The following is a 7,773-nucleotide window of genomic DNA, read 5'->3' on the forward strand; positions in this document are numbered from 1 at the left end:
CCCCGCCAGCTTGCGCTGGCGGGGCCCTGTGCGTGTTATGGACGCTGTCTCAGTACTTCTTCGGTCCTGAGTTTGCGCCAGGTTGCGCTGAGAAAGTGGTCGGTGGTGTGTGCAGGGGTGCTGGGCCGGGCGAGGGAGCGGGTGTCGGGGCTTGTGGTGTATACGGTGACGTAGGCATCGCGCTAGTGCTCTCCACAACCATCACATTGCCGTTGGTGAGCACGATATTGGCAGGGGAGTGCAGACGAGCCATAGCTGTTTGCCGTTTACGCCATGCAAGAACGGCAATGATGATGGCAAACACAATGTAAATTGCGTGTTCGATGGTTGGATCATCTGCAAGGTTGGGTGCAACTTCTTCTGCGAGCTTCAGGGCGAAGTTCAGCATGAGGATCAGGCTTGATACGACCACAATCGGGAAACTGACAATCGCGTAGATGCGTTGCGAGACCGAGTACAGCAGGTGATTGAGCTTGTGATAGACGAATCCGGCAACAACCATCGCGAGAACTGCCCAAATGAAGTGGGCCTTTTCTGAGGATGTCAGCCAGCCCATGTGATCCGCCGTGAAAATGCCCGAAAACACTATGACAAGCAGATAGTCGGGGGAGAAGAGCATCCACAGAAGCATTCCCATGTAGAAGAAGATCACGACGATGAATAAGAGCACGAGCAAAAGAGCGACCAACACCATGTTGCCACCGTAACAATGTGAAATTTGTGCTAGCTGGTACATTCCTGAACGTCGTCGACAGGCTCTGCTTTGCCATTCAGTGCATTCCGGCACCAGATATTGAGGGGCTTTGCTGCTCGGGTTGCGGGGTGTACAGGGACGGTCAAAATGTGACGAGCGGCATTTTTATAGAGCCAATGTCATAGATGCGCCCGCCTGCACTTATGTGCAGATAGGGTTGCACATAAGTGCAGGCACTGATGATGCTCGTGGGCAATTTTGATCGAAGTGTCTCTGACCTGCGAAGAGGCCCTAAATAACAGGGTGTCACCTTGAGAAATAAAGTCCAATTCTGTGTCCTACTACACACATAACCGGGTGACACGAAAAATGACGCGTTTCATAATTAACAACGGAGATCGGACATTGATTGGTCCGATTTTTGATTTTGTCCACCCTCGACAAGGAAGTCAGTGAACTGACTATGGAACGTCGCATTTTTGCACACCGCGGTCTGAACCGTGTCGCACCCGAGAACACTCTTGCAGCTTTCGAAAAGACTGCAGACGCTGGACTCACCTGGATTGAGACTGACGTCGACATCCTGGGCGATGGCACTCCGATCGTCATCCATGACACGTCATTGGATCGCACCACGAATCGCCGTGGCTCCTACTACGGCTTGGAGAAGTCCGACCTTGCATCGATCGATGCAGGCGCATGGTTCTCTCCCGAGTTCGCCGGGCAGCCCCTGCCGACTCTTGAGCAGCTCATCGAGCTCCTTAACCGTCGTGGTCTGAATGCGAACATTGAGATTAAGTCGAACGAGGCAGGCGGAGCCATGTCGATGCGTCTCATCGATTCCATCCTCGATGCACTGACCGGCCTGGATCCCGAGCGCGAAGTTTTCTTCTCCTCCTTCAACCACGTGCTGTTGGCGAAGATCAAGGAACGCGCTCCCCAGTACGAGGTCGGCTGCCTCTACGAGACGGTTGCCCTCTACGACGACTGGAAGTCCATGCTTGAACTTGTCGGCGCATCGTACATTCACCCCGAGGATCGCGGTCTGACCAAGTCCAAGGTCGAGGCATTCCGCGAGGCGGGCTTCGGAGTGAACGTGTGGACTGTGAATTCAATTGATCGAGCAAACGAGCTCTTCAATTGGGGCGCAACCGGTGTCTTCACCGATGTTGCAGACTCTTTTGCCCATCTTCAGTGAGTAAAACTCGAAAGGTAAATTGAACAACATGTCGGAAACCTCAGTAGGCACAAAGTCGCGCCTTCCTAAGTTCATGCAGAAGGGCCGCATCGGCGGCTACCTTTCTGTCGTCCTCACCGGACAATTTGTCTACGTCTCCTTCGAGGCATTCAAGGGTTCGCTGCTTGACCCGATGACCCAGGCTCTGGGCATCAGCGTTGCTGACTTCGGTAAGATCATGACCGTCCTCGGCTTCGCGATGTTCATGTACGTTCCTGCAGGTTGGGTGAACAACCGCTTCCCGATCCGCAAGATCCTCATCGCCTTCGCTTCTTGGCGACTGCTGACCTTCCTGTTCCTGTGGCTCTCCCCGGTTCTGGGCTACAACCTGAACCTCACAGCCCTTCTTGTTATTGCTGCTACTTGGGCAGTGTGGGATGCAATCGGTTGGCCCGCCGTCGTTAACGGCGTCACCTTCATGGCTTCCGATTCTGACTCCAAGGGCCGCGGCCTGGCCATGGGCCTCCTCGAGTCTCTGCGTCGTGGCCTCGAGTTCTGCATGAACCTGATCGTCATCGGCTGCATCGCTGCTTTCCCGGCTCACGCTAACGGCATCATGATTGGTTTCGGTCTGGGCTACTCGCTGCTGCTGATCCCGAACATCTTCGCCATCCTCCGCTTCGTCCCCGCAAACGCTGTTGCAGAGTCCGAAGGACACTCCAAGAACACCGCAGCCCTCATGGGCCTCGGCAAGGTTCTGATCCAGCCCCGCGTGTGGTTCGCAGGCATCGCAGGTATGTGCGTCTACTGGGCCTACGTCAACCTGATTTACTCCTCCGCACCCTACCTGACCCGCGTCTACCAGGCGTCCACCGCTCAGGCCTCGACCTTCGGTATCTTCTCGACCGGCTTCGTCGGCATCATTGCTGGCCTGGTTGCAGGTGTCCTCGCTGACTACATCTTCAAGTCCTCCACCACCATGATGGCTGTCGCTCTGACCGTCATCGCCATCGGTGTGGGTGTGGTTTACCTGCTCCCCGTCTCGGATTCGATGATGTGGCCCGCAATGATCTTCCTGATCGTTATGGCCTTCGGCGTCTTCTTGGGTAAGTCCGTGATCCTTGCTCCGATCGCCGAGCTTCACCTGCCTGAAGACATCAATGGTTCCGCAATGTCGGTTGGTTCCTTCCTCGTGTACGCACCCGTCATCTGGGCGAACTACTCGACCTCGAACATCATTGATTCCCACGCTGCAGATCCTGCGGCCGGCTACCACATCATCTTCCTGATCACCCTGTGTGTTGCCGCTGTTGGCGCTGCTTGCGCCTACGCGTTGGTCTTCTCCAACCGTCGCTCGAAGGCAAAGGAAGCCGTCGAGGCGAAGTGATCCTTCGTAGGACTCAGTCCTTCTAGCCGGCTGTAACAGGCTGTGCTTGCTTAGGCGGGTCCGCATCGTCCCCGGTACTGAGGTATCAGATCCGGACGATGTGGACCCGCTTTTCGCATATCGATCCGCCCTGTCACCTGTCACCACTCTCAACTTCCCCGGCTCGTCTTCGTCCATGCCACCGCGTGATTGTGGAACAATAAGACCAGATCGCATCTATTCATTCATCAACACACATCTGCCGGCAGGGCATGAGGGGTTGGAGGCTTCATGGCTCTCTTTGAATTCGACGAGGGGCGTTTGATCCCCGCCCAATTCGGCCGCTCTGTTTCCGGTGGTCTCACCCCTGAAGTTGTTGACGCAGTGTGCAATCAGGTCCTCGAGATTGTTTCGCGTCCCCTTTTTCCTATTACGTGGCGCGATATTTCGCCCTTCGAAGCGCCGGCTTTCGTCGACGAAAGCTCTCCTGAAAACGAGGCCCCGCGCCTGACTGCCTTGGACCCTTCGGGGCAGGTTGTTTCTGTTGAAATTCTTGACTTTTTAGACTCCGATACTCTGATCCAGTCCCTCTCGCGTCTCGCGGGCACCGCAGCGCTGTCGTGGTCTGATCTGGCACGCGAGTATCCCGGTGGTGTTGCAGCTTTCAAGTCAGGATGGCTGCATTTCCGCGATTCCATGCCGCCGTCGCCCGGCGCTGGCCCGCGCCTCGTCATGGTTGTTGGCAGCATCGACCCGGCTGTGCGTCCCGCACTGGAAGTTCTCGCTGCCTCGGGCGTTGAGGTCCACGAGATGAGCCTGCGCGAAATGAGCAATGGGCGTTCCTTCCTCGAAGTGCACGCCGTTGGTCCGCGCACCTACGCCCACGCCCCCCACCTGCTCGCCGGCCGCTCCGAGGATGTGCCCGCGATCGCCTCGTCAATCCCGGAAGTAACCGTCACAAACGTTCACCCGGTCGCCGAGGCCGAGGCTGAGTTCCCCGAAGAAGCTGATCCCGCCGACTATGCGGAGACGAGCGAGCGCGAGTTCGACGCTGACGAAGTATTCGAATATGGTGCAGACACTGAAAACGTCATCGAGCGCGAGGGGGAGGACCCCCACCACCACGCGGCACCGCAGGCGAATGAGGAAACCGGCACAGGCCTCGTCAGTGAGGAAGAAGCCGAAGAACTTGCTCGCGCACGTGAGGCGGGAATCCCCGTTCTTGCGCGCGATGCGGCCGCGCTGCGTGTCCTGGGGCAGATCATTGCCGAGGATGTGCCCGCGATCCTTCTCGAGGCTCCGCAGGCGAATTGCGAGTTCACGGCAGATGGGCTCCTGCGTGCGGGGGAACAAAGCTGGACTGACCCACAAGAAGCCTTAGTGCACTTTCAAGTCGGCGGTGACGCGTGGGCGCTGTGGCACCTGGGCGGCGAAGAAGGGCCGACCTTGGGAGAGTCGCTCGCCGAAGTCAATCGCGAGATTATCCGCGAGTACTCGCGCGAAGGCTAAGCGTCGTTTGTTGACAGGGCTGCGCCCACTGAGACTCCCGCGCGGAGTGAGTTAGATAAACGCTCCGATCCAACGATTCATCGTGTCGTAAACTTCTGCGCGCACCTGCGGGTCCGAGAGCAGCAAGTCGTGTTTGCCGGGGAAACTTGCCATTGTCACCAGTGGGCCGAGTCGCGCGGAACGCTCAAGAATGACCTCGCGATCCAAAACGACGTCGCTGGAGAAAACTGCCTCGCTGAACTCTTCGCCGAAATAGCTCGACGTTGACATCATTGAAAGCACAGGGATGTCCAGGTGTACTGAGCTCGCGACGTTTTCGTGACCATCCAAGATGGCCTCAAGCCACGCCGCATAGGCCGGGTATGAGCCGGGGCGCTTCCACTCGAGGGCGTAACTCCAGCCCTTGATCGCAGGATCATCCGGATAAGCGGCAAGAGAATCGGGAAGAGGCGCGTCAAGAGCATTCCACCCCTCACGCAAGGAACGGCCGTAGTGGTCGGGGCCATCTCCTCCGGGTACCGCCCACATGGGATTGCGTGAAGCGATCCGTTCGAGGATTGGTGCAACAGCTGAACGCATCGAAGCCATGGTCTGCATTTCAAGCCAGGCAGAATTCAAGATCAAGCCATCAAGGGCGCCCGGGTGACGGTTTGCCCACAAGGTTGCCAAGAGTCCGCCCGTCGAGTGTCCCATAAGGACAAGCGGCAGATCGGGGTAGTCCTCGCGAATCAGGTCGAGAGCCTCGGAAATATCTTCATCGTAGAGGCTGAGGTTTGAAACGAATCCCATGCGCTGACCCGGGCGCAGTGAACGCCCATAGCGGCGCAGATCGAGCGCATAGAATGCTCCACCGCATCCGTCGATGTCTTCGGCGAGCTCACTCTGGAAGAAGTAGTCGTTTCGACCGTGGATATAAAGGAGTATGAAGTGCGGGGGCTGCGGCGTAGCTTCGCTGCGCGCTGAGTGCGTGTCAGTAGGCGAAGTTGTCGGCGCAGGCGAAAGTGCGGGCGCAGCAGGGGAGGAGGCGCGCGCCGAGGAAGCGGGGCCTCGGTAGCGAACAAGGGTCGCGACAACGGGGCCCGCGTCATCATCCATCAGGGGAATGGTTCGAGATTCGTAGTCTGCGCCGAGCACGTCTTGGCGCCAGCGGTCGACGGGCGCGGGGCCGGCTTCTCCCCAGGGGGCAAGAACCTTCTCATCGACGAGGCCGTTGAAGCTTTCCGGTGAGGCCGGAGTGTCGGGGAGTTCAATGTCGTCCATGGTTCTTGCTCCTGCTGATGATGGTTTGTGTATCGATTTTATGCGGAAAACTCGGGGGTGAGAGGGATTTGTGTGACTAATGTTGCGATTGTTGCGATCGTGATTTCTGTGGCTTCGGTTAAATATTGTTGCGTATGGTGCCGAAGTGAACTAACCTCGAATTCTGTATAAGAAGAGACGAACGCCCTTATCCCGGCGTGCAACGACAGGTGGACCAGTGAGAATTGAGACAAAGCGTCGCGGCCTACGCGCATTGAGCGTGACCGTGCTATTTGCTTCGCTCGCTGCAGCAACTCCCGGCATTGCTCTTGCAACTCCCAGTGAAGATGACATTGCACGAGCTCGTGAAGCTGAAGACGCAGCAAAAATGTCGGTCGCTCAGATTGAAGTAGAACTGGCAAGCGTGAAGACCGAAGCCGAGCTCGCGCTTCAAAAAGCGCAAAGTGCTGCGGAAGAACTCAACGGTGCGCGCTACGCACTCGACCAGGCCACTCAAACCGCACGCCAGGCACAGGCCGATGCTGACAAGGCAAAGGCCGACTACGAGGCAGGGAAGAAAGAAATCGCTTCCATTGCCCAGACTGCCTACCGTGAAGGCGGCTCTTCGCTCGACTCTCTTGCACCGTACCTCTCCGCCGACGGACTGCGCACAGTTGAAACGAAACAAGCAACGCTCGACTCCTTCTCGGCCTCGGCAAACATCAAAATGCAAAAGGTCGCAGCTTTGGAGCAGGTCGCCAATGTCATGAATGACGCGGCCGTCCAAGCGCAGGCCAAGCAGGCTGCCGCAACCGCAGAGGTAGAGGCTCGCACCGCCGAGGCGCAGAGCGCGGCAAGTGCAGCTGCAAGCGCGCAGACCATGACCGCGGCGCGCCGCGATGCGCTGGTCCAGGAGCTGGCGCGCAAGCAAAATACGACGGTTGAACTGATCAACCAGCGCGAGGCCGACCTCGAGGCTCAGCGTCAGGCGGCGGCCGCTGAAGCTGCGCGCCAGGCTGCCGCCGCGGAAGCAGCACGTCAAGCCGCTGCTGCCGAGGCCGCTCGCCAAGCACAGTCGCAGCGCCAGCAAAGCTCTTATGTTGCTCCCGCTCCCGCAGCGCCGAGCTATAGTGAGCCCTCGTACTCCGGTGGCGGCGGAAACTCGGATGCCGCGGCGGGCGCAATCGCGTGGGCAAAGTCCAAGCTCGGTGCACCCTACGTGTGGGCGGGCGAAGGACCGGGCTATGACTGCTCCGGTTTGGTCACCATGGCCTACCGGTCACAGGGCATCTATCTGACACACTGGTCGCAGGCGCAGTACTCCGAGGGAACGCGCGTGCCCGTCAGTCAGGCGCAGCCCGGTGACTTGATCTTCTGGAACTGGGACGGCGGTAATATCGACCACGTCGCGATCTATCTGGGCAACAACCAGATCATCGAGGCGCCGACCTTCGGTGTTCCGGTTCGTATCACCTCGATCTACGGTTGGAGCGCAGTGCTGCCATACGCGGTTCGCGTCGCGTGATGGTGTGAGCGGGGGTGGGCTTCGGCTCTGCTCTCCGGTCCTCTGCTTTTGTCACGCGAAGTCGGTGAATGTCATGCGTTATAGCCTGTGTCATTTCGTGACTTCGTGTGGAGGCTGGGCAAGTGGCTTGGTGGGTCAGCATAAGGGCTGGCCTGGGAAAGCGCTCGTCCGGCAAACGAGCTCGGCCCAGCAAAAGACACACGAAGTCGGTGAATGTCATGCGTTATAGCCTGTGACATTTGCCAACAACGTGTGGAGGTAGC

Annotated in this window: 6 protein-coding genes; 4 read left to right on the plus strand and 2 right to left on the minus strand. The window is 58.2% G+C overall.

The annotated features are described in order from the left end of the window. Nucleotides 1-49: 49 nt before the first annotated feature. On the minus strand, nucleotides 50-694 hold the full coding sequence (locus HMPREF1627_RS00080) for a hypothetical protein (protein ID WP_052040772.1): 645 nt from the start codon (nucleotides 692-694) through the stop codon (nucleotides 50-52). 463 nt (nucleotides 695-1,157) lie between these two features. Between HMPREF1627_RS00080 and HMPREF1627_RS00085 the strand changes: the two genes are divergently transcribed. The 3 genes from HMPREF1627_RS00085 (at nucleotide 1,158) to HMPREF1627_RS00095 (ending at nucleotide 4,746) form a co-directional block, all read left to right on the plus strand. Further along, nucleotides 1,158-1,892, plus strand: coding sequence for a glycerophosphoryl diester phosphodiesterase (locus tag HMPREF1627_RS00085; RefSeq protein WP_034499675.1), 735 nt, complete (start codon nucleotides 1,158-1,160; stop codon nucleotides 1,890-1,892). 28 nt (nucleotides 1,893-1,920) lie between these two features. Then, nucleotides 1,921-3,258, plus strand: coding sequence for an MFS transporter (locus HMPREF1627_RS00090; RefSeq protein ID WP_034499678.1), 1,338 nt, complete (start codon nucleotides 1,921-1,923; stop codon nucleotides 3,256-3,258). A gap of 270 nt (nucleotides 3,259-3,528) precedes the next feature. After that, nucleotides 3,529-4,746 (plus strand): hypothetical protein, encoded by a 1,218-nt coding sequence (locus HMPREF1627_RS00095; protein WP_034499681.1) that lies wholly within the window; start codon nucleotides 3,529-3,531, stop codon nucleotides 4,744-4,746. A gap of 51 nt (nucleotides 4,747-4,797) precedes the next feature. On the opposite strand, the gene HMPREF1627_RS00100 is transcribed toward HMPREF1627_RS00095, so the two are convergent. Then, complete coding sequence (locus HMPREF1627_RS00100; RefSeq protein ID WP_034499683.1) at nucleotides 4,798-6,006, minus strand: alpha/beta fold hydrolase; 1,209 nt, start codon at nucleotides 6,004-6,006, stop codon at nucleotides 4,798-4,800. 217 nt (nucleotides 6,007-6,223) lie between these two features. On the opposite strand from HMPREF1627_RS00100, the gene HMPREF1627_RS00105 reads away from it, so the two are divergent. Then, nucleotides 6,224-7,510: an NlpC/P60 family protein gene (locus HMPREF1627_RS00105; RefSeq protein ID WP_034499685.1), complete on the plus strand. Its 1,287-nt coding sequence runs from the start codon at nucleotides 6,224-6,226 to the stop codon at nucleotides 7,508-7,510. Nucleotides 7,511-7,773 lie beyond the last annotated feature (263 nt).

Origin of the sequence: Actinomyces sp. S6-Spd3, from assembly GCF_000758755.1 — a bacterium.
In the GTDB taxonomy this organism is placed as follows: Bacteria; Actinomycetota; Actinomycetes; order Actinomycetales; family Actinomycetaceae; genus Pauljensenia.

What these genes read in the sequence shown, in the direction of transcription:
- HMPREF1627_RS00090 (WP_034499678.1), top strand. Translation starts at nt 1,921, where the DNA reads ATGTCGGAAACCTCAGTAGGCACAAAGTCGCGCCTTCCTAAGTTCATG.
- HMPREF1627_RS00085 (WP_034499675.1), top strand. Translation starts at nt 1,158, where the DNA reads ATGGAACGTCGCATTTTTGCACACCGCGGTCTGAACCGTGTCGCACCC.
- HMPREF1627_RS00080 (WP_052040772.1), bottom strand. Translation starts at nt 694, where the DNA reads ATGGTGTTGGTCGCTCTTTTGCTCGTGCTCTTATTCATCGTCGTGATC.
- HMPREF1627_RS00100 (WP_034499683.1), bottom strand. Translation starts at nt 6,006, where the DNA reads ATGGACGACATTGAACTCCCCGACACTCCGGCCTCACCGGAAAGCTTC.
- HMPREF1627_RS00095 (WP_034499681.1), top strand. Translation starts at nt 3,529, where the DNA reads ATGGCTCTCTTTGAATTCGACGAGGGGCGTTTGATCCCCGCCCAATTC.